This is a genomic window from Bradyrhizobium commune (genome assembly GCF_015624505.1).
GTDB classification, from domain to species: Bacteria; Pseudomonadota; Alphaproteobacteria; order Rhizobiales; family Xanthobacteraceae; genus Bradyrhizobium; species Bradyrhizobium commune.
In genome coordinates, this window is sequence record NZ_CP061379.1 from 2719732 (window position 1) to 2744313 (window position 24582).

At 63.1% G+C, this 24582-nt stretch carries 26 protein-coding genes, 1 tRNA gene, 1 pseudogene and 1 riboswitch; of the genes and pseudogenes, 13 read left to right on the forward strand and 15 right to left on the reverse strand.

Annotated elements, in window-relative coordinates; genetic code table 11:
- The first annotated feature begins 23 nt into the window (after positions 1 to 23).
- Positions 24 to 689, forward strand: a complete 666-nt coding sequence (locus IC761_RS12735) for a DsbA family oxidoreductase (RefSeq protein WP_195803585.1) — start codon at positions 24 to 26, stop codon at positions 687 to 689.
- 6 nt (positions 690 to 695) lie between these two features.
- On the opposite strand, the gene IC761_RS12740 is transcribed toward IC761_RS12735, so the two are convergent.
- The 3 genes from IC761_RS12740 to IC761_RS12750 form a co-directional block, all read right to left on the reverse strand.
- Entirely contained in the window at positions 696 to 1865 is a 1170-nt protein-coding gene (locus tag IC761_RS12740) for a GNAT family N-acetyltransferase (RefSeq protein WP_195803586.1), read from the reverse strand.
- Between the two features lie 192 nt (positions 1866 to 2057).
- The gene (locus IC761_RS12745; protein ID WP_195803587.1) at positions 2058 to 2390 is read right to left on the reverse strand and encodes a hypothetical protein; all 333 of its coding nucleotides are present in this window, start codon (positions 2388 to 2390) and stop codon (positions 2058 to 2060) included.
- 110 nt (positions 2391 to 2500) lie between these two features.
- The gene (locus tag IC761_RS12750; RefSeq protein WP_195803588.1) at positions 2501 to 2905 is read right to left on the reverse strand and encodes a hypothetical protein; all 405 of its coding nucleotides are present in this window, start codon (positions 2903 to 2905) and stop codon (positions 2501 to 2503) included.
- Positions 2906 to 3058: 153 nt separating this feature from the next.
- Here IC761_RS12750 and IC761_RS12755 point away from each other — a divergent pair, with 153 nt between their 5' ends.
- Positions 3059 to 3286, forward strand: coding sequence for a hypothetical protein (locus tag IC761_RS12755; RefSeq protein WP_195803589.1), 228 nt, complete (start codon positions 3059 to 3061; stop codon positions 3284 to 3286).
- A 141-nt stretch (positions 3287 to 3427) separates the two neighbouring features.
- Here IC761_RS12755 and IC761_RS12760 read toward each other — a convergent pair whose 3' ends face one another.
- Entirely contained in the window at positions 3428 to 3670 is a 243-nt protein-coding gene (locus tag IC761_RS12760; protein ID WP_195803590.1) for a PilZ domain-containing protein, read from the reverse strand.
- 186 nt (positions 3671 to 3856) lie between these two features.
- Between IC761_RS12760 and IC761_RS12765 the strand changes: the two genes are divergently transcribed.
- Positions 3857 to 4150, forward strand: coding sequence for an HdeA/HdeB family chaperone (locus IC761_RS12765; RefSeq protein WP_195803591.1), 294 nt, complete (start codon positions 3857 to 3859; stop codon positions 4148 to 4150).
- 113 nt (positions 4151 to 4263) lie between these two features.
- Here the strand turns inward: IC761_RS12765 and IC761_RS12770 are convergent, their stop codons facing one another.
- Positions 4264 to 4728 (reverse strand): PaaI family thioesterase, encoded by a 465-nt coding sequence (locus tag IC761_RS12770; RefSeq protein ID WP_195803592.1) that lies wholly within the window; start codon positions 4726 to 4728, stop codon positions 4264 to 4266.
- A 218-nt stretch (positions 4729 to 4946) separates the two neighbouring features.
- Here IC761_RS12770 and IC761_RS12775 point away from each other — a divergent pair, with 218 nt between their 5' ends.
- Together IC761_RS12775 and IC761_RS12780 are read left to right on the forward strand one after the other, a co-directional pair.
- Positions 4947 to 5240: a hypothetical protein gene (locus tag IC761_RS12775; RefSeq protein WP_195803593.1), complete on the forward strand. Its 294-nt coding sequence runs from the start codon at positions 4947 to 4949 to the stop codon at positions 5238 to 5240.
- A gap of 107 nt (positions 5241 to 5347) precedes the next feature.
- A complete protein-coding gene (locus IC761_RS12780; protein ID WP_195803594.1) occupies positions 5348 to 5602 on the forward strand; it encodes a hypothetical protein in 255 nt (84 codons plus the stop codon).
- A 26-nt stretch (positions 5603 to 5628) separates the two neighbouring features.
- On the opposite strand, the gene IC761_RS12785 is transcribed toward IC761_RS12780, so the two are convergent.
- Together IC761_RS12785 and IC761_RS12790 are read right to left on the reverse strand one after the other, a co-directional pair.
- On the reverse strand, positions 5629 to 5817 hold the full coding sequence (locus IC761_RS12785; RefSeq protein ID WP_195803595.1) for a hypothetical protein: 189 nt from the start codon (positions 5815 to 5817) through the stop codon (positions 5629 to 5631).
- Between the two features lie 258 nt (positions 5818 to 6075).
- Positions 6076 to 7413, reverse strand: a complete 1338-nt coding sequence (locus IC761_RS12790; protein WP_195803596.1) for a chloride channel protein — start codon at positions 7411 to 7413, stop codon at positions 6076 to 6078.
- 772 nt (positions 7414 to 8185) lie between these two features.
- Between IC761_RS12790 and IC761_RS12795 the strand changes: the two genes are divergently transcribed.
- On the forward strand, positions 8186 to 8371 hold the full coding sequence (locus tag IC761_RS12795; RefSeq protein WP_195803597.1) for a hypothetical protein: 186 nt from the start codon (positions 8186 to 8188) through the stop codon (positions 8369 to 8371).
- A gap of 24 nt (positions 8372 to 8395) precedes the next feature.
- Here the strand turns inward: IC761_RS12795 and IC761_RS12800 are convergent, their stop codons facing one another.
- From IC761_RS12800 to IC761_RS12810, 3 genes are all read right to left on the reverse strand, one after another.
- On the reverse strand, positions 8396 to 8596 hold the full coding sequence (locus tag IC761_RS12800) for a hypothetical protein (RefSeq protein WP_195803598.1): 201 nt from the start codon (positions 8594 to 8596) through the stop codon (positions 8396 to 8398).
- A 191-nt stretch (positions 8597 to 8787) separates the two neighbouring features.
- Positions 8788 to 8979, reverse strand: coding sequence for a hypothetical protein (locus tag IC761_RS12805; RefSeq protein ID WP_195803599.1), 192 nt, complete (start codon positions 8977 to 8979; stop codon positions 8788 to 8790).
- Between the two features lie 306 nt (positions 8980 to 9285).
- Positions 9286 to 9498, reverse strand: a complete 213-nt coding sequence (locus IC761_RS12810; RefSeq protein WP_195803600.1) for a hypothetical protein — start codon at positions 9496 to 9498, stop codon at positions 9286 to 9288.
- A 465-nt stretch (positions 9499 to 9963) separates the two neighbouring features.
- Here IC761_RS12810 and IC761_RS12815 point away from each other — a divergent pair, with 465 nt between their 5' ends.
- Together IC761_RS12815 and IC761_RS12820 are read left to right on the forward strand one after the other, a co-directional pair.
- Positions 9964 to 10545 carry a Panacea domain-containing protein gene (locus IC761_RS12815; protein WP_195803601.1) on the forward strand — a complete coding sequence of 194 codons (582 nt, stop codon included), beginning with the start codon at positions 9964 to 9966 and terminating at the stop codon, positions 10543 to 10545.
- On the forward strand, positions 10542 to 10976 hold the full coding sequence (locus IC761_RS12820) for a hypothetical protein (RefSeq protein ID WP_195803602.1): 435 nt from the start codon (positions 10542 to 10544) through the stop codon (positions 10974 to 10976). The genes IC761_RS12815 and IC761_RS12820 overlap by 4 nt, the downstream gene beginning before the upstream one ends.
- Here IC761_RS12820 and IC761_RS12825 read toward each other — a convergent pair.
- A pseudogene (locus tag IC761_RS12825) lies at positions 10973 to 11619 on the reverse strand (IS1-like element transposase). The gene IC761_RS12820 and the pseudogene IC761_RS12825 sit on opposite strands and share 4 nt — an antisense overlap.
- 154 nt (positions 11620 to 11773) lie before the next feature.
- Positions 11774 to 11849 (reverse strand) — tRNA-Val (locus tag IC761_RS12830).
- A 260-nt stretch (positions 11850 to 12109) separates the two neighbouring features.
- On the opposite strand from IC761_RS12830, the gene IC761_RS12835 reads away from it, so the two are divergent.
- The 4 genes from IC761_RS12835 to IC761_RS12850 all read left to right on the forward strand — a co-directional run bounded on the left by IC761_RS12835 (position 12110) and on the right by IC761_RS12850 (position 16597).
- Positions 12110 to 12838 (forward strand): hypothetical protein, encoded by a 729-nt coding sequence (locus IC761_RS12835; protein WP_195803603.1) that lies wholly within the window; start codon positions 12110 to 12112, stop codon positions 12836 to 12838.
- Between the two features lie 438 nt (positions 12839 to 13276).
- Positions 13277 to 14365, forward strand: coding sequence for a recombinase RecA (gene recA, locus IC761_RS12840; RefSeq protein ID WP_195803604.1), 1089 nt, complete (start codon positions 13277 to 13279; stop codon positions 14363 to 14365).
- A gap of 201 nt (positions 14366 to 14566) precedes the next feature.
- Positions 14567 to 15565, forward strand: a complete 999-nt coding sequence (locus tag IC761_RS12845) for a hypothetical protein (protein WP_195803605.1) — start codon at positions 14567 to 14569, stop codon at positions 15563 to 15565.
- 57 nt (positions 15566 to 15622) lie between these two features.
- On the forward strand, positions 15623 to 16597 hold the full coding sequence (locus tag IC761_RS12850) for a hypothetical protein (protein ID WP_246791506.1): 975 nt from the start codon (positions 15623 to 15625) through the stop codon (positions 16595 to 16597).
- 136 nt (positions 16598 to 16733) lie between these two features.
- Here IC761_RS12850 and gcvP read toward each other — a convergent pair whose 3' ends face one another.
- The 3 genes from gcvP to gcvT form a co-directional block, all read right to left on the reverse strand.
- Entirely contained in the window at positions 16734 to 19616 is a 2883-nt protein-coding gene (gene gcvP / locus IC761_RS12855; RefSeq protein WP_195803606.1) for an aminomethyl-transferring glycine dehydrogenase, read from the reverse strand.
- 19 nt (positions 19617 to 19635) lie between these two features.
- Positions 19636 to 20004, reverse strand: coding sequence for a glycine cleavage system protein GcvH (gene gcvH / locus IC761_RS12860; RefSeq protein WP_195803607.1), 369 nt, complete (start codon positions 20002 to 20004; stop codon positions 19636 to 19638).
- A 257-nt stretch (positions 20005 to 20261) separates the two neighbouring features.
- Positions 20262 to 21410 (reverse strand): glycine cleavage system aminomethyltransferase GcvT, encoded by a 1149-nt coding sequence (gene gcvT, locus IC761_RS12865; protein ID WP_195804636.1) that lies wholly within the window; start codon positions 21408 to 21410, stop codon positions 20262 to 20264.
- Positions 21411 to 21556: 146 nt separating this feature from the next.
- Positions 21557 to 21643: riboswitch (glycine riboswitch) on the reverse strand.
- Positions 21644 to 21882: 239 nt separating this feature from the next.
- On the opposite strand from gcvT, the gene alaS reads away from it, so the two are divergent.
- Entirely contained in the window at positions 21883 to 24561 is a 2679-nt protein-coding gene (alaS, locus tag IC761_RS12870) for an alanine--tRNA ligase (RefSeq protein ID WP_195803608.1), read from the forward strand.
- Positions 24562 to 24582: the final 21 nt, after the last annotated feature.

A 24582-nucleotide genomic window follows, 5' to 3' on the forward strand; every position in this document is an offset into this window, starting at 1 on the left:
CACCGCCCAAGGAGGCGCCTGATATGAGCAACCTCAAACCGCTCCAGATCGATGTCGTCTCCGACGTCGTGTGCCCCTGGTGTTATATCGGCAAGCACCGGATCGAGAGCGCGCTCGCGCTCGTTCCCGATGTTCCCGTCAAGCTCAATTTCCGTCCGTTCTTCCTCAATCCCTGGGTGCCGCGCGAGGGCATCAGCCGCGAGGACTATCTCACCACCAAGTTCGGCTCGGTCGAAGCCTATAAGGGCATCGCCGGCCGCGTCGTGGCGGCTGCGAGCGAGGAGGGCCTCGTCTACAAGCCCGAGCTGGTGGCGCGCCAGCCGAACACGATCGACTGTCACCGCCTGATCCTGTGGGCGGAGGCGATCGGCAAAGTGCCCGAGATGAAGCAGCGCCTGATGGAGCTCTATTTCCGCGACGGCGGCGATCTCACCGACGTCAACGTGCTGGTGCAGGCCGCCGCCGATATCGGCCTCGATGCCGAGGACGTGCGCAAGCGCCTTGCCACCGACGAGGACGTCGCGCGCGTCTCGGCGGATGCGCAGGAAGCCGCCGAGAAAGGCATCTCCGGCGTGCCGACTTACGTGTTCGCGCAGAAATACGCCGTCTCCGGCGCGCAGGATCCGAACCTGCTCGCCCGCGCCATCCGCCAGGTCTCCGCCGAGATCAACGCCCAGGCGGCGGAGTAGGCTAGCCTAACTGCGGAGCAGGTGGATTGCGCCTCGCGCTGCGTCGCGCGCGAGGCCTCGCGCGATCAGCGCTCCGTGAATCAGCGCCACCATCGGGTCATGCCGCCGCAACGGGATCAGCACGTCAGCGATCGCAAAGCGCCCGCGCCAGATCGGGTTGATCATGGGGTGATTGGCGCTTGCGGTTGAATCCGCGCTCGCAATAGCGGGATCGGCGCAGAGATGCCGGGTCAGCGCGAGTGTGAGCTGCACGCCAGGCGAATATTTCGCAAAGCGCTCGTCGATGCCGAGCTTGAAGAAGAAGGCGCGATCCTGATGCCGCAGAACGATGCCGGCGGCGACCGGCGTCGTGCCGGCGCGCAGCGTGATGATCTCGCATTGCGCGGTTTCGGCGAGCGCAGGCACGGCACGGCGGATGAAGGTGGCATCGCCCGCATCCTGGATCAGCGCGGTACGGCGCTTGCCCTTCCAGCCGCTGGCCTCGAGCTGCAAGAATGCTTCGAGCGCTGGCCTGATCTCGGCCGGCTTGCGCGCGACCTCGAAGGTGACTGGTCCGTGCTGCTCCAGGCGATGGCGCTGGCGGCGCAGCTCCTTGAGCTTTTTCGCACCGAGCGCCTCATGCAGCAATTCGTCGGCACTGCGCGTCGCGTCGAGACTGGCGCGGATGTAGGAGGAGAGCACGCGCGGCTTCAGGCTGCGCCGGCCGAGCGCCTCTTTCAGCGATGCCATCGCCGCGCCGTCGAGCGCGACATCGCGCAGGATCAGCGCGTGTGCGCCCCCGTCGCGCGCCTGTTGCAGTAGGCGCATCGACGCCTCGATCGAAACATCGCGATCGATCAGCGGACTGCACAGCGTGCCATAGGGATGTGCGCTCACCAGCGCGGGCAGGGGGATTTTCCAGGCCCGCCAGAGCGAGACCACCGGCATCAGCCCGATCAGCCGCGTTGAGGAGCCGTCGTAGGCGCGCAAAGCCGAAGCACCGATGCGGTCCCTCGCAGTCGCGCTGACGGCGAGCTCCCAGCCGGGCAGATAATAGCCGTTCGGCTCGATCGCCCGCTGCGCGAGCGCGCGCCACCGGCCAGGGTCGACCGCCGTGAGCGGGACGCGCGCGTGCGTCATCGCAGCATCCCTCGCAGGTGCTGGATTGATCGCAGCCTGGTGCGCGATGTCGACCACGTCCCGTCGTCCCCGTTCACGCGGGCAAAGCACGCGTTACGCGGTCATGCTTAGCGCAAAGATTGGAAAATACCGTTGGGCCGCCGCTTCAATTCGAGCGGTATTGTTAACGTCTCATTCACGATGAGGCGGGCGAAAGCGCAGGACCGGGCGACGCGGCCGCCCGGTCCTGATCTCAGATGTGTGACTAACTTACCAGCGGTCGCCGCCGACACCGACGCCCACGCTGACGCCGGGCGCGCGGATGCCGACGCCGGCACGCGGACCATCGTCCCAGTCGCGATAGGTGCGGCGCTCGTAATAGCGATCGCGCGGCATGGCGGCGTAGGAGTCGCGCACGATCACGCGCGCGCCGCCATGGGTGCGATAGCAATTGCCGGCATCATCGCAGACGAGCCGGACTTCCTGAATGAGATCGGGGCTGGTGTATTCGCTGGTCGTGTAGAGATCGGCAGCCTTCGCGCCGCCGGCCGCAGCCAGGGCCCCGACGCCGGCCAGAAGTGCAGTCGCAAAAATCCTCATCATGTCCTCCTCCGAAACTGCCCTCGGCGGTAACAAGAATGCGAGGCCACGATCGTTCCGACTGTTTGACAGGTTTTTCCCGGAACAAAATCTCATGTCGGCGCGATCCGTTTCTAGATCGGCTCGTAGGTCTCCGATCCGCAGATGTCGTCCGCTTCGGCGCGCCGCCGGTCGACAACCTTTCCGCCTGTGATCGTCACGATGTAGGTCTGTAGGCCGAGTGCCGAGCCGGTCGCGGAGGTCAGTTGCGCGCGGACACAGGCCGTCCAGCCTGGTCCACGCACCTCGTGATGGGGCGGGGCGACGTGCACCTCGCGCGGATAGGACGTGTTGAGAAACACGGCGTCGATCTGCTCGCGGACCACGCGCTTGACGTCGGGGGGCGGCTCCGGCTGCTGCTGCTCGGCCTCCTTGAGGCGCATGAATTCGGGCACCGGCGCGCGGCTGTCGGCAAAGCCGCAGGCGCCGAGCGCGAGCGCGCCGGCGATCACCGCCACATGAGCAACAATCCGCAACATTCGTGAAGGTCCCCTCGCGGGCCAACAGATAGGCGCGAATGCGGGCGAGCGAAGTGCCGGCCGATCAAGATTTGCTGAAGCGGCGGAACCCGCCGGATTTGCTATTCCGGGATTGCAGGCTAGTTTGTACCCCGAACGAGGGGGATGGCTCCAATGCGGATTTTGGTCATAGCGGCGGCGGTGCTGGCGCTGACGGCGGCCTCGGCGCAGGCGCAGATGGGCGGACGGCGCCAGCCCAACGAGGGGCCCAAGCAGGACAACAAGCCCAAGGTCGACGAGAAGGCCTACAAGGCCGCGCTCGAGCGCATTCCCGAGCCCAAGGAAAAGTATGATCCCTGGAGCGGGGCGCGCCCAAGCGAGCCTGCGAAGAAGTCGAAGTAGAGCGGGCGCGTCCGCGTCCGGCGCGCGATGTCCATTGGCTGCGCGCACGATCGCAAGCGCGAGCCGGCGTCGCCGCCACCATATCAGGCAATCATAACCGCGACATGGATGTGATGCGAACGATCATTCACATCGCGCGCGTCATTGCACGAAGGCGAGGCCGATGCGCCTGTCGTTGCGCCACACCGCGCGGCAATTCCGCGCGAAATTGTCGCGCGAGATCGACAGCGTGAACGATTGCGGCAATGCGACGGGGCCTTCGAGGTCGATCGCGGCGCCGCCTGTCGACATGTTGCGCACGGTGCACGCGATGCCGCTGCCGTCAAAGGTGATCGTGCCACCCTTGAAAACACGGTGTCGCTGCGCTGCACGCTTCTCGATCATTCGCGTTAATCCATAATGACGTTTGTGAAGTAGTGCATGGAAATTACGTTGAACTAAACTCAATACTGGCGCTACTTGTGCAGCGCTTCAGACTTCGTTTACGACGTCGAAGCGGCGAGTCACTTCCCGCCGAGTTTATCCCGCAAGCCTTTTCCTTTATGGCGTCACGCGCCGATGGAGATTCCGATGAAGACCACGCTTTCTCTTCTGTTCGCCGCAGCTCTCTCGCTGTCGTCCGTGCCCGCCCACGCCACGAAGATCGATCTCGCGACCATGAGCTGCAAGCAGTTCGTCGAGAGCGGCGACGACACCATCAAGATGGTGCTGACCTGGATGGACGGCTGGTACAAGGGCGACGAGGACAACGCGATCATCGACACCGACACGTTCGTCGAGAACGCCAAGAAGTTCGGCACCTATTGCGGTGCCAATCCGAATGTCAGCATCGTCACCGCGGCCGACGAAGTGCTCGGCAAGTAAGAAACGCAACGCCTGAAGCGCGATCGTTGCGGCGACCGGCGCTTCGGTCATTCTGAACACCATCGGGAGCCGCGGCGCGCTTTGCGTACGCCGCGGCTCTCGTCTTTTTCAGCCTATCCGGGCAGCATCGCGAACGCACTCGACACCATCGCCACCGGCTTGTTGTCGGTGGCGGAGAGCAGCATCACGCGGCCAAAGCTCATGGTGCGTCCGAGCCGCACCACGCGCGCATCGGCCAGCACGTCCGAGGAGGAGACCGCGCGCATGAAATGCGTGGTCTGGTCCACCGTCGTCATCGGGCGGTAGCCGCGATTGGCGGCGAGATTGGCGATCACCATCGCGGTGTCGGCGAGCGCCATCAGTGCTTGGCCGCAGACCACGCCGCCGTTGCGGCACAGCCGCTCAGAGAACGGCATGCGCAACAGCGCGCCCGGCTGCCAGTCCGGCATGTCGGGCGGGGCTACGTGCTCGAGACGCTCGACGGAGAGGTTGAGATCCTGGACCCAGGGCGCAAAGACCTCGCCGAGCACGCGTCTGGCCTCGGCGATGCCGAACTCCGCTTCTGGCTGCGATGGCATTGTGATCGTGTCCTCCTGTGTTGCCGGATGTTTCGGTCATTCTGCCCGCTTTGGCGCGGCAAAGTCACCCGGTCTCCCATCGGTCCCGTCGGCTTGAAAATGCCTGACTTGGTCCGGTATGATGCCGCGCTCGGAGCGGGTGGACGATGCTGCGGCGAGGCGTCCTCGTCTTGTGCCTGGCCGCGCTCGATCCTCTATCGATGATCAAGGAGTGAGTGATGAAGCTTTTTCGTATGGCGGCGGTGCTGGCTGTGCTGGCGGGTCCGGCCTATGCGCAAATGCCCAATCTGAATTTGTTGCAGGAAGGCCCGGGCAAGACGCCTGAGGAGAAGGCCGCCGATGCCGAGCGCGACAAGGCCTACAAGGAAACGCTGAAGAAGATTCCGGACGCCAAGGCGTCCAACGATCCCTGGGGCGGCATGCGCTCCGATCCGCCGAAGCAGCCGACGCCGAAGGCCTCGACCGCAACCAACGCTCCCAAGAAGACCAAGGCCGGCACCGCTGCCAATTGACCGGGATCCCGGTCCGGTGCGGTGACACTCCGGCTGCGGGACGGACTCCTCTTTCCCCGGCCTGCTTCCTACATTCCCTCCCAGGTGCAGCGTTGAGGAGGCAGGAGATGGCGGATCGTCCGCGGGATCTCGCCGAGCGGATGGCGCGCCGGCGCAAGGCGTCGGCGAAGCCGGGCGACAAGGCCGCTGACGGCTATCTGCGCGAAACCTTCACCTTGCCGCGCGCGGTGGCGCGCGCAAGAGCGCAGGCCTTCTTCGCCCGCTACCCCAAGGCCGGCTATATGAGCGAAGTCGAGTCCTGGCGCGAATTGCCGGGCGGCGACATCGAGTTCACCATGCGGCGGCTGCCCAGCGCCGACTAGGATGTCGTCGCGGCGCGGTGGCCGGCTCACGCGGTCTTTTGTGCCATCGCCTTCAGCTCCCGATCGATGCGCAGCTGCACCCGGCGGATCGCCAGAAGGTCGATCTTCGTCTCGGTCTTGCCCGCCTTGGTCTGATCGCCAATCCGGAACTGCCAGCGCCAGATTCCCGGGATCGCCGTCTTTGCAACCGTGAACTCTACGCCCCTGTGATTCATGGTCACCTCCACGATTCACCTTGCCATGTCGGGAAACATGTTGCGCGCCGGAATATTCCGACGACATGAAAAATTTGCCGCTAAGTCGTGGAGAGTTCGTAGAAATCGCGAAAGCGCGCGCGGTTCGAAACAAGCGAAATTCACTTCCGAAACAATGGAACCGCCGGCGCGTTCGGCAACGGCGGGACGCGCTCAGGAACTCCGTTCACGACCGGAGAACCACGGGCTCGGCAAGCCGTCGGCGCCACGCGACGAAGGCTAGGTCCGCTGCGCCCCGCTGGGGGCAGGGCTCGCAGCGGCATCGGTAGAGTTTGCCCGCAGGAAGCCTCTGGCGAGCGCGTGGTAGATGCCCTCGGGACAAATCAGCCGTGACGTTGCCTGAGCGATCAGGGCCGACGCCATCAGCGGCACCACCATGGCGTGATTGTTGGTCATCTCGGTGACGATGACGAAGGAGGTGATCGGAGCCTGCACCACGCCTGCGAAGTAGGACACCATCCCGAGCAGCATGAAGGCCCCGAGAGGCGCACCCGAAAACAGATGTGCGACGTTGGTGCCGATGCCGGCACCGACGGCAAGCGATGGCGCGAAGATCCCGCCGGGAATGCCGCTAACGGCGGACAGCGCGGTTGCAACGAATTTCAACAAGCCGAAATCCCAGGCAAGCGGCGTGTTGCTCACCAGCGCCGACTTCACCTGATCGTACCCCGTGCCGTAAACCGTATCTCCTGAGGCGAGGCCGCACAGCGCAACGCCGAGGCCGCATGCAGCTGCGAAGGGCAGGGGATGCTGTTTGGTGAGCGGTCCCAGCCGGCCGGGCAGTCCGCGCGCGACCTCGATCAGCAGTCGGCTGAACGCGCCGCCGGCGAGGCCACCCGCGATGCCGCACAAGGGGACGGCGAGCCAGTCGGTGCCGTTTCGCAGCATGGTCGAGCTGCTGCCGAAATAGTCGTAATTCCCGACCAGCGCGAGCGAGGTCAGACCTGCCGCAATCACGGCGCCGATGACCAGGCTGCTGGTCCTGGTCTCGAAGGCGCGGCTCATTTCCTCGATGCCGAACACGATTCCCGCCAGCGGGGTGTTGAAGGCGGCTGCGACGCCCGCGGCCGCGCCGGCGAGGATCAGGCCCGGCTGGCGCCGCGGCGACATGCGGCCGAGCGCGAACATCACGGACGCGCCGATCTGGACGGTCGGACCCTCCCGGCCCGCCGAGGCGCCGCAGAGCAGGCCGAGCAGCGTCAGCAGCACCTTGCCGACGGCAATGCGAAGCGACACCAGCCTGCTCCGTGCCGTGTGGTCGGTGAGCTGGCGCGCCGCGATCGCCTGCGGGATGCCGCTGCCTTGCGAATTCGGAAAGAAGCGCCTTGCCAGGAAGACGGACAGCGCAAAGCCGAGCGGGGTGACGAGCAGCGACGCGTAGCGCGATTGCGACAGCAGGAGAGCGAACCCGATCTGGGCCCAGTCCGCGAGCTTGGCGAGGGCGACCGCCGAGCCGCCGACCGCGATGCCGCCGAACAGAAAGATCAGTCGCCGCCTCCATCGCACCGAAACCACGCGGACGGAGCGGCGACGGCGATCAGTCAGGATTGGATGCATGCGAACGACGAGGTGAATTCCATCAAACGGGCGATCCCGGATGTGTAGCGCAACCTGACAGAAAAAACCCCGCCAGGGCAATGCCGGGCGGGGCGAAAGGTTATTGGAGGCTGAGGTGCTGGGCTGCAACACCATAGCTCGACGACCCTAGCCGGCTCAGCTTACGGCAGCCTGACAGAAGGGTGGGTCTCATCCCGAACCGGGGCGCCACCGGGTTTGCTGCTTAACGAACCGCAAAACAGAAAACCCCGCTCGGGGCAGAGCGGGGTCGACTGGGTATGGAGGCCCGGCGTTGGTCCACCGGGCAGCACGGAGGCTAGACAAGTCGGCTGACAGGCGCCTTACGGAGGCTTGCGCAAGCTTGTGTCCGCGTCCCAATTCAGACATCCGGCCGCACAACTTCAGACACATCCGTTGGCGACACTTTGCCTGCACGGCGAAGCCATGGGGGAAACGTGGCGCGCCGATAGCGGGGTGGCATCATGGACAACGTAGAGCGGTCATTCGCCGCCGCGACGGCGGCTGGCTTCGTCGTGCTGATCATCGGCATCGTGCTGCTGGCGCTGATGTGAGGGGCGGCCAATCCAAAAAAGTCGAAAACAACCCCATGCACAGTAGGCAGCTGGGCAATTTCGTTGCCGGATCAATGTCTTAGATAAGGTATTTGGGCACCTTTGACCGGGCGCGCGACCGACCCGCTCTCACTTTTTGCGGAGGCCGGGAGCGTGAGCCGACCTCATGTTATGATCCTGACGCCGCATCGGAGATGGCCATGGACTACTGGCTGTTCGTCATCATCTCGATTGGATCGATCCCGCTCGCAGGAGCCATGGCGCGCGAGCGCAACAGATCGTCGAAGACATGGTTTTGGGCCGCCACGGCGGTCGGCCCGCTCGCACCCCTGGCGCTGCTGATTCTCGGTGACGCCAAGACGAAGACGCCGGCCTCCGCCGGTTGAGCGAGCGGCGCGCGCCTTGCGCGACTATCTCGGTGGTTGAAGCCCGGAGGACTTGATCCAGTCGTCCAGATGACAGGCCATGTCAGCCTGGCGGGCTCGCTTGAGCAGGGCATCGCGCTCGGGACCAGGCGGAAGCTTTGCGGCCTGCTCCTGGATCTGCTTCACCCACGCCGATAGCCGGTCTTCAAGGCTCAGCTGTTGCTTGAACCGCCGCCGTTTGGTCATGGCGCGCTCCTGTTCGTGCGGGGGAAGGCGGGAGCGCGATGGGCGTTCTCATCACCGATAGCCGCCACGGTCCGTGCGATGACGGCCCATTTAAGCCCGATTGCGGGATCCGGTTCTGTCCAATTGTGCACACAGCATGAAAGAGGCTGCCGACCTAGGCGAGGCGGCCTCTCGTCTTGAGCTCGTCGACCCTAGTGGCAGGGCTTCCCCAGCATCTGGGCGTACCGGCTGTGGCAGCCGTCGTGGAGCTGCCACCGCTTCGTAATCTTCAGGCCGGCTTTCGGCGCGCACGAATTCATCGCAGCCGCCGATGCCTGCGTTTGCGCCGCCACGGTGCCTGCGAAGATCGCCAACGCGAGCGCGATCCTGACAACGGACTTCATCACTCCTCCCGAGTTCGCATAAACGAGACGTGGTGTAGCGCTACATTTGAAAGCGTTACAAAACGTAGCATTAAAAAGCAAGACCGGGAGATCGCTCAAATTCAGCTGAGACAAACGTGGAGGCAGGTCAGGACACGGTGGTTCGGTCTCTGATGTACCGGCGGCGCTGCCTGAGGCGCAAAAGTCTTCGACCGTAGATCGCCGCCAGGGTCAGGAGCCCACCCGCGACGAACGACGGCAGGCCAAAGACGAGCCACAAGAAGATAAGAAAGGTCGGCGGCATCCAGTGCACCCGAGAGAGGCGGATCAGGACCTACCCTGCTTGCGCGATTTCAACCAGCCGACGATTGCCGGCGGAGCGCCAAATCCGATGATGACGGGGATTATGGCCCAATTTCTCGAAAGGTAACCTAGCGCGACGAGAACATGGGCGAGGCCGGCCGACAGGAAAAACCCGGCCCAAGCCGCGATCCATTGCGCCGGCGTGAGGTCGAGACCTTTGTTGATCGGCAAGCTCATCTACAAACGCGCTTCGACCCATCGATACACGACAATGAATATGACGGCCAACGCGCCGAGAACAAGGTAATCCAGCAAGCGTGGGCAGCCTCCACAGACCCACGCGATGAGCCCGATCAGCGTTACGATCGCTTCACCTGTCGCAAGAATGCTGTCTATTCGGTCCATGACAGACATGCGTCTTCAGCGTGTTGCAGCAATCACTTCATCCAAGAGTAGAATGAAATCAGGACCTTCCCAAAATCAACTTGGGACACGGCGGGTCAAATATCGGCAGGCCAAATCCGGGTACTGGCCGAAACAGGCCACTCGGGATTTCAACGTAGGCCACCCTTGATCCAGCGAAGATGTTCACTATCTGTTCATGGAACAATTTTTTACGTGTTGCGTCGAAATTACAGGCGTGGGAGCTCGACCAATGCAATGATGCCCCCTACCCAAATTCCCTCCCGCCTGATCAGAGCCATGTTTGTTTCACGCGACCGGGAAAAGCTGCTTAACGCGATCATCTATTTTTTAGGTGCGACAAGCCATTGTCACACGTTGAAGCTTTTTAAGCTTTTGAACTTTGCCGACTTTGAGCACTTCAGGCAGACGGGCAGGACCATTTTCAATTTGGATTACCGCGCGCTGCCGATGGGGCCCGTGCCAACCAAACTTTACGATGAAATCAAAAAAGGCGGGGAGCCGGACCTCAAGGCCGCAGTCAATCTTTTCCCTGTAAAGGATGACATCACAGACGCAATCCTGCGTCGCGATCTGAAGGTGCGCGGGAAGCTCGACAAGCAATACTTCAGCAAAAGAGAACTGCGTATTATCGAGCGCGTCGCTGAGTTCTTTCGCGATCTCAATGCGGCCGACATGAGCGAGTTTTCCCACCGAAAGGGAGAGCCGTGGCGCGCGATCTATGGAGCCAAAGGAGAAGGTACAGGAAAGATAATTCCACCAGACCTGAGTCTTGATGCAGAGCCTCTCATTAAAGACGCGCCAATGATTTCGCGCGAAGAATTGGAGGATCGCAGGGACGCCCTAAGAGATATCGCATGACCGATGACGCCATAGAGCCGGGCTGCGTTCTACATTGGGACGGATTCAAGCTCAGCGATGGCAAAGAAGGGCATAAGTATTTTGTTGTTGTTGGATCTCAGCCAAAGAAAAATTATCTCGCGATCATAGCCACTTCGAAACAAAAAAGGCGAGCCGCTCAACCCGGTGGCAACCCTGACGGTGGCTGGTATCACGTCCCCGGAGGCGGAAGAGATTTTTTCAAGGTCGATACGTGGCTGCTATTTGACGCCGTCCAAGAGCTTTCAGCCGCAGACTTACTCAAGTTGAAGTTTGAAGGAAAAATCACTATCGCCGGGAAACTGCGCGGGGATATCGCTAACGCCATTTGCAATTGTATGCGGAAATGCGACGACGTGAGCGACTATCATAAAACTCTTCTTGGCCCACCAATTCAGAGGCCAAAGGCCTAGGCCTTGCCTCCTTCGATTACTGTAAACTTCCGACGCCGATCCGGAGGGGTCTCGGTAGGCAGCGCAGGGGCCACAGGGAGCGCGGCGTCCACAAGCTGCGCAATGCTCCAAGTCTTGTCAGTCACCCCCAGCGCTTTCGCTGGCGTCGTGCGCATGGCTTCATGGGGTACGGCAAACGTTGTAGTGCGCGACGCGCGACGGCTGCAACGTGGTTATCCAGCTTCTTGCTAAAGCCGTCCGTTGAAATCTCAGGCTGGCCGATAACCCAGCTGCAGAGGTCATGCAAAAAGTCCGTGGTGTTTTCGGCATTCCTCTTGCCGACGCCCCAGCTAATGATCGCCTTCTGCGTCCCGACCATGCCGATGAAAACGTACTGATCGCCCTTGGCGTTGATCTCGTGGTGCTGGACGTTTTTTTGCTTCTTGCCGACGAAGCTCCACAGCTCGTCAAGCTCAAGGCGCTCGGTGCGCACGCCGACCATGATGCGGTCGTGTAACTCCATGCAGCCCATGCCGACACGCGGAGCCAGGTTGGCGACGGTGCCACGATTAACGCCAGTGAGGCGGGAAGCTGTGCGGATGCCGACGCCTTCGCAGAGGGCGGCAATGACTTCAATCTGCTTTTCGCGGGATAGGACGTTCATGGAGGGTGCAATCCTCATTAGGATTGACCCCGGGACTCTAGAAAACGCGCTCTGCAAAGCGCATATTCTAGTTTGGTCGCTGGCCCGGGGTGCAATCTCGGGTGGGTGACTAGGGATCGCTGAGGCTGCAACCGCAGCGCTCCCGCTTATTCGGTGGTTCAGGGAGCCGGATTCGGATCGACATTTCCCAGCTTGTAGGGGCGGGTGTCCTACCGTTAGACGATCCCTGAGAAGCTAGAGCCGATTGCAGGGCCGTTGCGTTCCTCCCCCGAGGTTTGGCGCAGCGGCCCTTCCTTTTTCCTCGCCCTTCGTCGCTCGGCTAGCGCGGCGAAAGGCTCAAACCCTTCTGGTCATGTCAGCCTCGTTTGCTGACGGCCATAAAGCATTTATCCAGATTGCGCGCAACAGCGAGATTGAGTTAGTGGATAAATTTATTCCTTGATGTATCCCGCCGCCTCCGCTATATGGAACCGAACCATTGGAGGGCCGTATGGCTAAAATACGTAGTCCGAACTACCCGAGCATGTCCCTTGGCCCGGCGTTGGAGGCGGTGCGCCCGGCTTATGAAAAAGAGCACCGAAACAAGATGGCGCGCTCTGTGCTCGCCAAGCATATGGGCTATTCAAGCCTCAACGGTCGCGCCCTTGGTAAGATCGGCGCGGTGCGTGCATATGGTCTTATCGAAGGCTCAGGGGAAGAATTGCGGATCAGTGATGATACAGTAAAGGCCTTGATGGCTCCCGCAGGCTCCAGCGAACGAACGGAGGCGCTAGGGCGCCTCGCCAATCGGCCTCAGTTGTTTCAGGAACTGACGAAAGAATTCCCCAACACGTTGCCCAGCCTCGATAACCTGAAATACGCCCTTATCAAACGCAACTTCATTCCGGACGCCGCAGAGAAGGCGGCAAAATCCTATCTCGCTACTATGAACCTTGTAGGCGGAATCCAAGACGAGTATAATCCTCCCGATGACGAGGAGGAAAACTCCGATATGAATGAAGCTCAACTGGCGGCTGACGCGAAGCGCCTGCTCGACACACCTGTGCACCTGATCAAGAAACCAGTGCAGGAGGTTTTTAATCTGCCGGAAGGGACGGTTACGATCACGTTTCCGCAGCGGCTCTCAGTCGAATCCTATCAGGACATGGAGGATCAGCTGGAGTTGCTGCTCCGTCGCGTCAAACGGCAGATCGCCAAAGACGACGAGGCCGCCAACTAAGGCGGCCTCTCTAGTTAATGACGGTGGACAAGTCAGTCGGTTGCCATCCCTTCTGTGCCTTTAGCGTTTGAGCGATAAACAGTCGCTATCCAACAATCGGTCCCGCCAGTACATCACCAGCGCTCGCTTAGCCGCCGCACTTAAGCCGGGGGATCGCACGAGCGATCACTTACGGTTTTGTTCCCGGCACAGCCAAAAGTTTGGTCATAGAAACCTCCTTTATTGGCTGAGTTCCAATTCGGTTCCGGCCGTTAAGTTCAAATCAGTCCACCGTGATTTTCAAACTAGGCCACTGAGGTCGGAAACAGGCCAGCACCAAAATCCGCAAAAGAACATATTGCGAACCTAGAACAAATAGTGTACATTGCTTTTATCGACGAGCCGCCCCGCCAATCGTTTGTCCCTCGCGCGAATCCTCGCCATAAGGAGCACGACCCAATGTCCACCACTGCCCTGCGTATCGTCGAAGGATCTTCCATGGACAAGAGTAAAGCTCTCGCCGCCGCGCTCTCCCAGATCGAGCGGCAGTTCGGCAAGGGCTCGGTGATGAAGCTCGGCAAGAACGACCGCTCGATGGATGTCGAGGCGGTCTCCTCGGGCTCGCTTGGGCTTGATATCGCGCTCGGCATCGGCGGTCTGCCGAAGGGGCGTGTCGTCGAGATCTATGGGCCGGAATCCTCGGGCAAGACCACGCTGGCGCTGCACACGGTGGCGGAAGCCCAGAAGAAGGGTGGCATCTGCGCCTTCATCGACGCCGAGCACGCGCTCGACCCGGTCTATGCCCGCAAGCTCGGGGTCAACATCGACGAGCTCCTGATCTCCCAGCCCGACACCGGCGAGCAGGCGCTGGAAATCTGCGACACGCTGGTGCGCTCGGGTGCGGTCGACGTGCTGGTGGTCGATTCGGTTGCGGCGCTGGTGCCGAAGGCCGAGCTCGAGGGCGAGATGGGCGATGCGCTGCCGGGTCTCCAGGCCCGCTTGATGAGCCAGGCGCTGCGCAAGCTCACCGCCTCGATCAACAAGTCCAACACCATGGTGATCTTCATCAACCAGATCCGCATGAAGATCGGTGTGATGTACGGCTCGCCGGAAACCACGACCGGCGGCAACGCGCTGAAATTCTATGCCTCGGTCCGCCTCGACATCCGCCGCATCGGCGCGATCAAGGAGCGCGACGAAGTCGTCGGCAACACCACCCGCGTCAAGGTGGTCAAGAACAAGCTGGCGCCGCCGTTCAAGCAGGTCGAGTTCGACATCATGTACGGCGAGGGCGTCTCCAAGATGGGCGAGATCCTCGACCTCGGCGTCAAGGCCGGCCTCGTCGAGAAGTCCGGCGCCTGGTTCTCCTATGACAGCCAGCGCCTCGGTCAGGGCCGCGAGAACTCGAAAGCGTTTTTGAAGGCCAACCCCGACATCACGGCCAAGATCGAGACCGCGATCCGCCAGAACTCCGGCCTGATCGCCGAGCAGATTCTCGCCGGCAGCCCCGAGCGCGACGCCGACGGCGAGGAGCCCGGGGACGAGTAAGCCTTGAAGCGCGATGAGATTGGGATGAATCGTCATCGCGCTTCAGGTTGTTGTTTGAGCATGATCTTCTCGGAAAACCGCTTCGCACTTTTCCGGATCATGCTTTAACGCGAAAATCTTTCGCGAGGAGCGGGCGCTGAGGACGTTGAGTTGCCGACGTCGTCAGTGCCCGTTTCGTTTTGGGCGTGTTAGGCCGTGAGCATGACGCGACTTATTCTGACAACGGACTCGTCCACCGCCGGTGCTCTGCAACGCGCCGGGCTTGCCGATCTCGTCATCCCAATCGAGCGCCGGCTGGTCTGGGGGCCGTTGCCGCCCCCTGCGGAGCTCGACGCGTTCTTTGCGCCGCGCACGACGCAGCCACACGGGCATCATTGGCTGGACGATACGCCGTCCTGGCGTCTCGAAGAATCGGGCGCGAAAGACCGGGGATTGATCGAATTGTCCGCGGAATATGAGGCGGTCGAGTTGTGGATGGGGCCGGAGCGAAATGCGCAGTTGATTCTACTCTGGCTGCTCGACCATTGCGGCGGCGAGAGAGCGGCGGTCTCCAAACTGGTGATGCGTCAGTTGGCTATCGCCATCGGTGATGTCGATCCAGCACAACTCGCCGGGCTGGGCCCTCCTGCCATCACACTCGCGCAAGATCACCTTGAACTGGCCGGTGCCGCTTGGCGCGCCTATCGCGCGCCGACACCGCGGGCCTGGTTTGACCTGCTCAAAACGGATTTGAGCCTGCTTCCGCGGCTTGAGCGGTGCGCGGTTGAACTGCTCGAAGAGCTTCCGCGCCCCGGTTCGGGCCTTGGAGCCACGGAAGCGCGGATCCTGGACTTGGTAGCGCCGGGCGATGTGCAGCCCTTCGACGTCTTCCCGGGACATCAAAGGCGCAACGAGCGGCAAGTGTATGGATATTGGGAAGTCGGAGCCCTGCTTGACGGGCTCGCGCGGTGCGAGAGACCGGCGGTGTCGGGCCTGGATGAGGGCCCCTTTTCGCTGGACATGCACAACGATTCAACCCGCCTCGATCGGTACAAGCGGTCGCGCTTGTCGTTGACCGCCTTCGGCAAGGCGGTGCTGGGAGGCGATGAGAATTTTCGCCGCCACAATCAGATCGATCGCTGGTGGGGCGGCACCCACCTGACCAACGAGCGGCTGTGGCAGTGGGACCGCGAGACCTTCTCACTCATCGTGCCCGATTAATACGTGCGTATTCGCTCAGAGTTTTCCTGTACTGCGTATCAATTTTGAGAGGCAGTCGTGTCCCATTTGATTTTAGCCACGAACGATCTTGCGGAAGACGTGCTTCGCCAGTCGCGTCTCGCGAACCTCGTGGTCGGAGTCTATCCACGTTTCGTCTGCAGGAAATTGCCTTCCGACGAGCAGCTTTTGACGGAGCTGGAGCGGCGATCTGCCAAGCACTGCAATCAAGGTGATCACTGGCTCGACGATATTTGCAGAGACTACCTGCGAGGTTTCGGTACGCGTGATACCGGTTTCTTCGAGCTGTGTGCGAAGTTCGACTCGATCGAGGTGTGGGTCGATCCCCGGCCCAATGATCAACTCGTGCTCGTCTGGCTGCTCGACCTGCTTCGCCCCTACAAGGAGATCACGACCAAGCTGAGCCTGGTGCACACGGACGTCGTTGTTGCAAACTATGCGCCGGAGTCGGTCGCAAAATGGAAGCTGCCGGCCTTCAAGGTGACCGACAACCATCTGGTGATGGCAAGCCGCGCCTGGCAAGCCTACCGGGCTGAAACGCCAAAACCCTGCTTCGATCTGCTGATGACGGATCTGATGATTCTGCCGAGGCTTCGATCGGCGCTGATTGCGGTGCTTGAGGAGCTTCCGGACAGCGTGACGGGACTCGGCGCGAGCGAAATGGATCTCCTCGACTTCGTGAACGACGGGCACACCGACCCAAGGCGAGTTACCGAGGCGAGGTGGCTTCGCGATGTGTTCGACGAAGACGACGTGCAAGATGCTTTGATCGAACTGGCGGAGCATTCGGTCCCGCCGGTCCTGTTGGGCGACCCCGCGTTCGACAATGAGGACCGTTACTTCGGAAGGAGCGAATGGAAGGTTATGCTGACTGAACTCGGGCGTTCACTTGTCGCTCGCGAAGACGATTTGTGGCGCCATAACCCGATCGAGCGTTGGTGGGGCGGTACGCTTCTGACCAACGAGCGGCTGTGGCGGTGGGACCGTGAGAGCCGTTCGCTCGTTGCGCCTTAGCTACACGTTCAGAACTGTAGGGTGGGTTAGCCGAAGGCGTAACCCACCACTGTTTTTTCCACGGAAGCAGAAACGGTGGGTTACGCCGGCGGACTGCGCTTTGCGCAGCCGCCCGCTAACCCACCCTACGATGCCGCTACTCCGCGGCTTCCGCGTAATCGCTCACTGACGGGCACGAGCACACCAGGTTGCGGTCGCCATAGACGTTGTCGACGCGCCCCACCGGGCACCAATATTTGTCGGTGCGCGAACTGCCTGCGGGGAAGCAGCCCTCGCTGCGGGTGTAGGCGCGGGCCCACGCGTCGTCGGCGATGTCGTGCACGGTGTGCGGGGCGTGGCGCAGCGGCGATGCCTCGATCTTGAAGCGTCCGGCCTCGACCTCGGCGATCTCTTTCCGGATCGCGATCATGGCATCGCAGAAGCGATCAAGCTCCGCCTTGGATTCCGACTCGGTCGGTTCGATCATCAGGGTGCCCGGCACCGGGAAGCTCATGGTGGGCGCGTGGAAGCCGTAATCGATCAGGCGTTTTGCGATGTCGTCGACGGTGACGCCGCTCGTCGTCTTGAGCGGGCGGGGATCGACGATGCACTCATGCGCGACGCGGCCCCTCTCGTTCTTGTAGAGCACGGGGAAGTGGGCATCGAGCCGGGCGGCAATGTAATTGGCGTTGAGGATCGCGATCTCGGTCGCGCGCTTCAGGCCTTCGCCGCCCATCATCAGGATGTAGATATAGGAGATGGTCAGGATCGAGGCCGAGCCGAACGGCGCGGCCGAGACCGGACCGACCGGGGCGTCGCCATTCGTCGCGGGGTGACGATTTTCAGGATGACCGGGGAGGAACGGTGCGAGATGCGCCTTCACGCCGATCGGGCCCATGCCGGGGCCGCCGCCGCCATGCGGGATGCAGAAGGTCTTGTGCAGATTGAGATGGCTGACATCGGCGCCGTAGTCGCCGGGCCTGCTAAGGCCGACCTGTGCGTTGAGATTGGCACCGTCGAGATAGACCTGGCCGCCATGGCCGTGGACGATGTCGCAGATCTCGCTGATGTGCTCCTCGAACACGCCGTGGGTCGAGGGATAGGTGATCATGATTGCGGCGAGATCGTTCGAGTGTTTTTCCGCCTTGGCGCGGAGATCGCTGACGTCGACGTCGCCGTTGGCCTCGCAGGCCACCACCACCACGTCCATGCCGACCATCGCGGCCGAAGCGGGATTGGTGCCGTGGGCGGAGGAGGGGATCAGGCAGATTTTTCGCTGCGTCTCGCCGCGCGCGGCATGGTAGCCGCGGATCGCGAGCAGCCCGGCATATTCGCCCTGCGCGCCCGAATTCGGCTGGAGCGAGATCGCGTCATAGCCGGTGATGTCGCACAGCCATTTTTCCAGCCGCGCGAACAGCGCGGAATAACCCTTGGCCTGCTCGCGCGGGGCGAAGGGGTGCAGGGATCCGAACTCCGGCCAGGTCAGCGGCATCATCTCGGTGGTTGCGTTCAGCTTCATGGTGCAGGAGCCGAGCGGGATCATGGCGCGGTCGAGCGCGAGGTCGCGGTCGCTGAGCTTGCGCATGTAGCGCAGCATCTCGGTCTCGGAGCGGTGCGCGTGGAACACGGGATGGGTGAGGAAGGGGGTCGCGCGCTTCAGCGCCTCCGGCAGCGCCTCGCGCGTGGTGGCGTCGATCTCGGTGTAGGCAAGCTCTCCGCCGAACGCGCGCCAGACCGCTTCGATGGTCGCGGGCGTGGTGGTCTCGTCGAGCGCGATGCGCAAAGCGCTTTCACCGACACCGAAATTGATTGTCTCGGCGGCTGCGCGCGCGATGATCTCGGCGCGCTTGGCGCCGGCATCCACACTGATCGTGTCAAAGAAGGTTTCGCTGGTCGGAGCAAAACCAAGCTTGCGCAGGCCCGCGGCGAGCACGGCGGCGCGGCGATGCACAGTGCGTGCGATCTGCGCGAGCCCCTCGGGGCCGTGATAAACCGCATACATCGCGGCGATCACGGCGAGCAGCACCTGCGCGGTGCAGATGTTGGAGGTCGCCTTCTCGCGGCGGATGTGCTGCTCGCGGGTCTGGAGCGCGAGGCGATAGGCGGGCGCGCCGCGCGAGTCCACGGAGAGGCCGACGATGCGGCCGGGCAGCGAGCGCTTCAGCGCGTCGCGCACCGCCATATAGGCCGCGTGCGGCCCGCCATAGCCCATCGGCACGCCAAAGCGCTGGGCGGAGCCGATCGCGATGTCGGCGCCGAGCTCGCCGGGCGAGGCGAGCAATGTCAGCGCCAGCAGATCGGCGGCCATGATCGCGAGCGCGCCCTTGGCCTTCAGCGCCGCGATCGCGGGCCTCAGGTCGCGCACCGCGCCGGAAGAACCCGGATATTGCAGCAGCGCGCCGAGCACGTCTTCCTTGTCGAGATCGGCGAGGGGATCGCCGACGATGATGTTCCAGCCCAGCGGCTCGGCGCGGGTGCGCATCACAGCCAACGTCTGCGGATGCACGTCCTTGTCGACGAAAAAGGCCTTTGCCTCGACCTTCGAGTGGCGCTCGGCGAGCGCCATCGCCTCGGCCGCCGCGGTCGCCTCGTCGAGCAGCGAGGCGTTGGCGACGTCGAGCCCGGTGAGATCGCAGATCATGGTCTGGAAGTTGAACAGCGCCTCCAGCCGGCCCTGGCTGATCTCGGGCTGGTAGGGCGTGTACGCCGTGTACCAGGCCGGGTTCTCAAGGATGTTGCGCTGGATCACCGCCGGCAGGATCGTGCCGGAATAGCCCTGGCCGATCAGCGAGGTGAAGACCTGGTTCTCTCGCGCAAGCTCGGCCATATGCGCGATCGCTTCGGTCTCGCTGAGCGGCTTGCCGAGATCGAGCGGGGCGGCCTGCCGGATCGAGGCCGGCAGCGTCTCCGCCATCAGCGCGTCGACGCTCTTGGCGCCGACGGTCTCCAGCATCGCGGTGACATCGCGCACTGAGGGGCCGATATGGCGGCGAGCAAAATTGGCGGCGGTGTCGCCGCTGGATTTACGGTGCGCGGTCATCGCTTGCTCCATCGTTCTCTCAGGCCGTATGCGCCTTGTAGGCGGCTTCATCCATGAGGCCGCCGAGCTCGCTCTTGTCGGCAATCCTGATCTTGAAGAACCACGCCTTGCCTTGCGCGTCCGAATTGACCAGCGCCGGTTCGGTACCGAGCGCGTCGTTGACGTCGAGCACCTCGCCCGTAACAGGCGCGTAGACGTCGGAGGCGGCCTTGACCGATTCCACGACCGCGGCAGCTTCGGCCTTCTTCAGCGCGCGGCCGACCTTGGGCAGCTCGACGAACACGACGTCGCCGAGCTGCGACTGCGCGTAATCGGTGATCCCGACGGTGGCGACATCGCCATCGATCGCCAGCCATTCGTGGTCGGAGGTGTACAGCGTCGTGGTCATGGTCGGTTTCCTGCAGCGGTTGAAAGCTTAATTTGAAACGGTGAGGGCCGAGCGGTCAGTTTCACCTCTCCCGTAGGGAGAGGTCGGGTCGCATCGTAAGATGCGATCCGGGTGAGGGGATCTGGTCTCACTGGGTGCCGCGCCCCCTCACCCGGATTGCACTGGACGATGCTTCGCATCGCCAGATGCAATCCGACCTCTCCCCGCGGGGGAGAGGTGGCCTCGGAGCTGCCAGCTGTGCTCAATCTCATCATGCTTCAGCGTTTGTAGGTGTTTTTCACGAAGGGCATGGCGGCAACCGTGAGCGGCAGTCGCTGGCCGCGCACCTCGGCAAAGAGCTTTGTATCGAGCGCGCTTGAGCTCGTGGGCAGGTAGCCCATCGCGACCGGCGCATTCAGGCTCGGGCCGAAGCCGCCCGAGGTGACCTGTCCGATCGGCTTGCTGCCTGCTTCGCCCGCAAACAGCAGCGCGCCCTCGCGCACCGGCGCGCGGCCCTCAGGGCGCAGGCCGACGCGGCGACGCGATGCGCCCTGGTCGAAATGAGCGAGGATTTTTTCGGCACCGGGAAAGCCGCCGGCGCGGGCGCCGCCGGTGCGGCGGCTCTTCTGCACCGACCATTCCAGCGCGGCCTCGACCGGCGTAGTCGCGGTGTCGATGTCATGGCCGTAGAGGCAGAGACCGGCCTCGAGCCGCAGGCTGTCGCGGGCGCCCAGGCCGATCGGCATCACATCGGGATTGTCCAGCAGCGCTTTTGCCAAACGCTCGGCATCGCCTGCGGGAACCGAGACTTCAAAACCGTCCTCGCCGGTGTAGCCGGAGCGCGAGACGAAGCAGGCGAGACCTGCGACCTTGTGCGGGCCCGCGTCCATGAACTTCATGGAAGTAGCCTCTGCACACAATTTCGCCAGCGCGGCTTCGGCCTTCGGGCCCTGAAGTGCGATCAGCGCGCGATCTTCCAGCGAATCAATGATGCAGTCATCCGAGAGATGCGCGCGCAGATGCGCTTCGTCATCGGCTTTGCAGGCGGCGTTGACGACCAGGAACAGGTGATCGCCGAAATTGGCGACCATCAAATCGTCGAGAATGCCGCCATCGGCATTGGTGAACTGGGCGTAGCGCTGCCGTCCCGGCGCGATCGCCAAAATGTCCTGCGGCACCAGCTTTTCCAGCGCACGGGCGGCGTCCTCGACCTTGCCCGACTTCGGCCTGAGCGCGATCTGGCCCATATGGGAGACGTCGAACAGGCCGGCGGAGGTGCGGGTCTGGAGGTGCTCCTTCAGCACGCCGGCCGGATATTGCACCGGCATGTCGTAGCCCGCGAACGGCACCATCTTGCCGCCGAGCGACACGTGAAGGCTATGGAGGGGCGTACGCTTCAGGGAATCTTGGTCGTCGCGCGCAAGCATCACGGGGCCCTCGGCGGTTCCCCGGGGACGATTCCCCGGAAGCAACCAGTCGAAGCCCCATCTGTCGCTGTGCCTGAGAGTATTATCCCGTCGGCGGACGCAGTCCGGGTCTTCAAGCCCGTCGGCGCCTCTTTCCAGATGTCGTCAAAGCCACGCGGTCCGTTTGCCTGAGAGTTTCCGGGGCGGTTGCTCCTTCGGCGCCGGCAAGTGCCGGTCTCTCCCGACGTGGCCGTACGATACAGATGGGTACAGACCACAGGGCGGCCAAGCCTGTCAACGCAGTTGCAGCAGGTATCAACGGGGATTGCCGCCAACGGGCCTGCGCAAGCGCGGCAACCCTCTGATCTCTCTGCACAGTTTCTGGACAGCGAGACTGGCCTTGTCTAAAAGCGCTTTGGCCCGCAGATATCAGCTCAAACCCTTAGGTTTGGATGGCTCGGAAGCGGGTCCAAGCACACCCGATTGGATGAACATGAGCGGCGTCAACGAGATCAGGTCGACCTTTCTGAACTTCTTTGCCGAGAACGGCCACGAGATCGTGTCGTCCTCGCCATTGGTGCCGCGCAACGACCCGACGTTGATGTTCACCAATGCCGGCATGGTGCAGTTCAAGAACGTCTTCACCGGCGTCGAGAAGCGGCCTTACCAGCGCGCCACCACCTCGCAGAAATGCGTGCGCGCCGGCGGCAAGCACAACGACCTCGACAATGTCGGCTACACCGCGCGCCATCTCACCTTCTTCGAGATGCTCGGCAATTTCTCATTCGGCGACTACTTCAAGGAGCGCGCGATCGAGCTGGCCTGGACGTTGATCACCCGCGATTTCGGGCTCAAGAAAGACAAGCTGCTCGTCACCGTCTACCACACCGACGACGAGGCGGCCTCGCTCTGGAAGAAGATCGCGGGCTTCTCCGACGACCGCATCATCCGCATTCCGACCTCGGACAATTTCTGGGCGATGGGCGACACCGGCCCGTGCGGCCCTTGCTCGGAGATCTTCATCGATCGCGGTGACCATATCTGGGGTGGCCCTCCCGGTTCTCCTGAGGAGGACGGCGACCGCTTCCTCGAATTCTGGAATCTGGTGTTCATGCAATATGAGCAGGTGACGAAGGAGGAGCGCGTGGATCTGCCGCGTCCCTCGATCGACACCGGCATGGGGCTGGAGCGCATGGCCTGCATCATGCAGGGCGTCGACAGCGTGTTCGAGACCGATCTGTTCCGCCATCTGATCGATGCGACCTCGTCCGCGCTGGGCCACGGACCGAACGAGCAGACCGTGGCCTCGTTCCGCGTCATCGCCGACCATCTGCGCTCCTCGGCCTTCCTGGTTGCGGACGGCGTGCTGCCCTCGAACGAAGGCCGCGGCTACGTGCTGCGCCGGATCATGCGCCGCGCGATGCGCCATGCGCAGCTGTTAGGGGCCAAGGAACCGCTGATGCATCGCCTGGTCTGGGCGCTGGTGCGCGAGATGGGCCAGGCCTATCCCGATTTGATGCGCGCGGAAAACCTGATCGAGGAAACGCTGCGGCTGGAAGAGACTCGCTTCCGCAAGACGCTGGTACGCGGCCTCGCCATTCTCGACGAGAAGAGCGCGTCCCTGAAGAAGGGCGACATGTTCGACGGCGACGTCGCCTTCACGCTCTACGACACTTATGGTTTTCCGCTGGACCTGACCCAGGACGCGCTGAAGTCGCGCGGCATCGGCGTCGACCAGGCGGCGTTCACCGACGCGATGGAGCGTCAGAAGGCCAAGGCGCGCGAATCCTGGAAGGGGTCGGGCGAAGCGGCTTCGGAAGCCGTCTGGTTCCCGCTGCGCGAAAAACTCGGGGCCACCGAATTCCTCGGCTATGAGACCGAGAGCGCCGAAGGCGTGGTCTCCGCGCTGGTGAAGGACGGCAAGGAAGTAGCCCACCTCAAGGCCGGCGAGACCGGGGCGCTGGTGCTGAACCAGACGCCGTTCTATGCGGAGTCCGGCGGCCAGGTCGGCGATACCGGCGTGCTCACCGGCGAGGGCGGCATCAAGTTCCGCGTCACCGACGCGCAGAAGAAGCTCGGCGATTTCTTCGTTCACGTCGGCACATTGGAGAGCGGCGAGCTGAAGGTGGGCACCGCGCTCCAGCTCGAGGTCGATCACGGCAGGCGTTCGTCGATCCGCGCGCATCACTCGGCGACGCACCTCATTCACGAAGCGTTGCGTCAGGTGCTCGGCGATCACATCGCCCAGCGCGGCTCGATGGTTGCGCCGGATCGTCTGCGCTTCGACTTCGTGCATCCGAAGCCGATCACGGCGGAGGAGCTCGCCCGCGTCGAGGACATCGCCAACGACGTGGTGCTGGAGAACGACGAGGTCACCACCCGCGTGATGGGCGTCGACGAGGCCCGCGAAGCCGGGGCGCGTGCGCTGTTCGGCGAAAAATATGGCGACGAGGTCCGCGTCGTCTCGATGGGCAAGACCGCGCGCGAGCGCGGCGCCAACGCGATGGGCTGGTCGGTCGAGCTCTGCGGCGGCACGCATGTGCGGCGCACCGGCGACATCGGCCTGATCACGCTCACGGCTGAGAGCGCCGTCGCCTCCGGCGTCCGCCGCATCGAGGCGCTGACCGGCAATTACGCGCGCAAGCATGCCAATGAGACCATGGCGCTGGCGAAGACCGCGGCCAACGAGCTGCGCACCTCGATCGACGACGTGCCGGCGCGCATCGCTGCGCTGATGGAGGAGCGCAAGAAGCTCGAGCGCGAGCTCTCCGACGCCCGCAAGAAGCTGGCGATGGGCGGCGGTGCATCCGCCGGCAATGGCGCGGCGAGCGGTGTGCGCGAGGTCGGCGACGTCAAGCTGATGGCGCGCGCCGTGGAAGGCATCGAGATGAAGGATCTCAAGAGCCTTGCGGACGACGGCAAGAAGCAGATCGGCTCCGGCGTGGTCGCCATCGTCGGCGTCACCGAGGACGGCAAGGCCGGTATCGTGGTCGGCGTCACCGCCGATCTCACCTCGCGCTTCAACGCCGTGAACCTGGTGCGCGTGGCTTCCGAAGCGCTCGGCGGCAAGGGCGGCGGCGGCCGGCCCGACATGGCGCAGGCCGGCGGCCCGGACGGCGCCAAGGCGTCCGAGGCGCTGACGGCGATCGAAAAAGCCATGGCGGGCGCGTAAGATGGCAGGCGCGTAAATCAC

Coding starts and splice junctions, on each gene's coding strand:
- gcvT (WP_195804636.1), bottom strand. CDS start 21,410: ATGCTTGCGCGCGACGACCAAGATTCCCTGAAGCGTACGCCCCTCCAT.
- IC761_RS12775 (WP_195803593.1), top strand. CDS start 4,947: ATGAAGCTTTTTCGTATGGCGGCGGTGCTGGCTGTGCTGGCGGGTCCG.
- IC761_RS12800 (WP_195803598.1), bottom strand. CDS start 8,596: ATGACCAAACGGCGGCGGTTCAAGCAACAGCTGAGCCTTGAAGACCGG.
- IC761_RS12745 (WP_195803587.1), bottom strand. CDS start 2,390: ATGATGAGGATTTTTGCGACTGCACTTCTGGCCGGCGTCGGGGCCCTG.
- IC761_RS12790 (WP_195803596.1), bottom strand. CDS start 7,413: ATGCATCCAATCCTGACTGATCGCCGTCGCCGCTCCGTCCGCGTGGTT.
- IC761_RS12835 (WP_195803603.1), top strand. CDS start 12,110: ATGGCTAAAATACGTAGTCCGAACTACCCGAGCATGTCCCTTGGCCCG.
- IC761_RS12755 (WP_195803589.1), top strand. CDS start 3,059: ATGCGGATTTTGGTCATAGCGGCGGCGGTGCTGGCGCTGACGGCGGCC.
- IC761_RS12780 (WP_195803594.1), top strand. CDS start 5,348: ATGGCGGATCGTCCGCGGGATCTCGCCGAGCGGATGGCGCGCCGGCGC.
- alaS (WP_195803608.1), top strand. CDS start 21,883: ATGAGCGGCGTCAACGAGATCAGGTCGACCTTTCTGAACTTCTTTGCC.
- gcvP (WP_195803606.1), bottom strand. CDS start 19,616: ATGACCGCGCACCGTAAATCCAGCGGCGACACCGCCGCCAATTTTGCT.
- IC761_RS12795 (WP_195803597.1), top strand. CDS start 8,186: ATGGACTACTGGCTGTTCGTCATCATCTCGATTGGATCGATCCCGCTC.
- IC761_RS12765 (WP_195803591.1), top strand. CDS start 3,857: ATGAAGACCACGCTTTCTCTTCTGTTCGCCGCAGCTCTCTCGCTGTCG.
- IC761_RS12805 (WP_195803599.1), bottom strand. CDS start 8,979: ATGAAGTCCGTTGTCAGGATCGCGCTCGCGTTGGCGATCTTCGCAGGC.
- IC761_RS12810 (WP_195803600.1), bottom strand. CDS start 9,498: ATGAGCTTGCCGATCAACAAAGGTCTCGACCTCACGCCGGCGCAATGG.
- IC761_RS12760 (WP_195803590.1), bottom strand. CDS start 3,670: ATGATCGAGAAGCGTGCAGCGCAGCGACACCGTGTTTTCAAGGGTGGC.
- IC761_RS12845 (WP_195803605.1), top strand. CDS start 14,567: ATGACGCGACTTATTCTGACAACGGACTCGTCCACCGCCGGTGCTCTG.
- recA (WP_195803604.1), top strand. CDS start 13,277: ATGTCCACCACTGCCCTGCGTATCGTCGAAGGATCTTCCATGGACAAG.
- IC761_RS12815 (WP_195803601.1), top strand. CDS start 9,964: ATGTTTGTTTCACGCGACCGGGAAAAGCTGCTTAACGCGATCATCTAT.
- gcvH (WP_195803607.1), bottom strand. CDS start 20,004: ATGACCACGACGCTGTACACCTCCGACCACGAATGGCTGGCGATCGAT.
- IC761_RS12750 (WP_195803588.1), bottom strand. CDS start 2,905: ATGTTGCGGATTGTTGCTCATGTGGCGGTGATCGCCGGCGCGCTCGCG.
- IC761_RS12770 (WP_195803592.1), bottom strand. CDS start 4,728: ATGCCATCGCAGCCAGAAGCGGAGTTCGGCATCGCCGAGGCCAGACGC.
- IC761_RS12820 (WP_195803602.1), top strand. CDS start 10,542: ATGACCGATGACGCCATAGAGCCGGGCTGCGTTCTACATTGGGACGGA.
- IC761_RS12785 (WP_195803595.1), bottom strand. CDS start 5,817: ATGAATCACAGGGGCGTAGAGTTCACGGTTGCAAAGACGGCGATCCCG.
- IC761_RS12735 (WP_195803585.1), top strand. CDS start 24: ATGAGCAACCTCAAACCGCTCCAGATCGATGTCGTCTCCGACGTCGTG.